We start from the raw sequence: 843 nt of genomic DNA on the forward strand, positions 1-843 counted from the left end.
GGGGGAGATGGGCGGGCGGCGGACTGGAGAGGTATGGACGGGGCCGAGGCGGTCGGGCAGCTGCGCACCGCGCTGCGCTACGCGGCCGAGCCGCCGCCCACCGCCGTGGTGCTGACCAGCGCCCAGGCGGGGGAGGGGCGCACCACCACCGCGGTGGACCTGGCGCTCAGCCACGCCCAGGCCGGCCGCCGGGTGGTGCTGGTCGAGGGCGACCTGCGGGCGCCCCGGCTGGCCGAGTACCTGGGCCTGACCCCGCAGCCCGGTCTGACCGAGCTGCTCACCGGTGCTGCCACCGTCGAGCAGGCGGTGCAGGACTGGGGCGAGGGCCTGCTGCAGGTGGTCACCGCCGGACTGCCGCCCGGCGAACCGGGCGACCTGCTGGCCGGCGCCGACCTGACCGGGGTGCTGCGCGCCCTGGCCGAGCGGGCCGACCTGGTGCTGCTGGACAGCCCGCCGCTGCTGGCCTACCCGGACGCGGCGCTGCTGGCCGCCGAGGCCGGCTCCGCCCTGCTGGTGCTGCGCAGCGGCGCCACCCCGCGGGCCCGGGCCCGCCGCGCGCTGGACGCGCTGGACGCGGTGGACGCCCAGGTGCTGGGCGTGGTGCTGACCGCGGTGCCGCGCAAGCGGGCCGACCGGGCCGAGCACGCGGTGCGGCGGCCGGCGGCCCCCGAACCGGACCATGCGAGCCGACCGGACCATGCGAACCGATCGGACCGACCGAATCGACCGGGCCCCGGCCGCGACCGGGCCCACCGGCCGGTGCCCTGGCCGGCCGGCTGGCGCGGCGCGCCGGTGCATCCGGCTTCCGCGCCGGTGCGCCCGGCCGCTGAGGCCGCCGGTGCC

General features: G+C 80.2%; 1 protein-coding gene. It reads left to right on the top strand.

Going from position 1 to position 843, the window contains the following annotated elements:
• Positions 1-33 precede the first annotated feature (33 nt).
• A partial coding sequence (locus ACQRUO_RS39545) for a CpsD/CapB family tyrosine-protein kinase (RefSeq protein ID WP_428321016.1) occupies positions 34-843 on the top strand: 810 nt, incomplete at its 3' end.

Origin of the sequence: Kitasatospora sp. LaBMicrA B282, assembly GCF_050325825.1 — a bacterium.
GTDB lineage: Bacteria > Actinomycetota > Actinomycetes > Streptomycetales > Streptomycetaceae > Kitasatospora.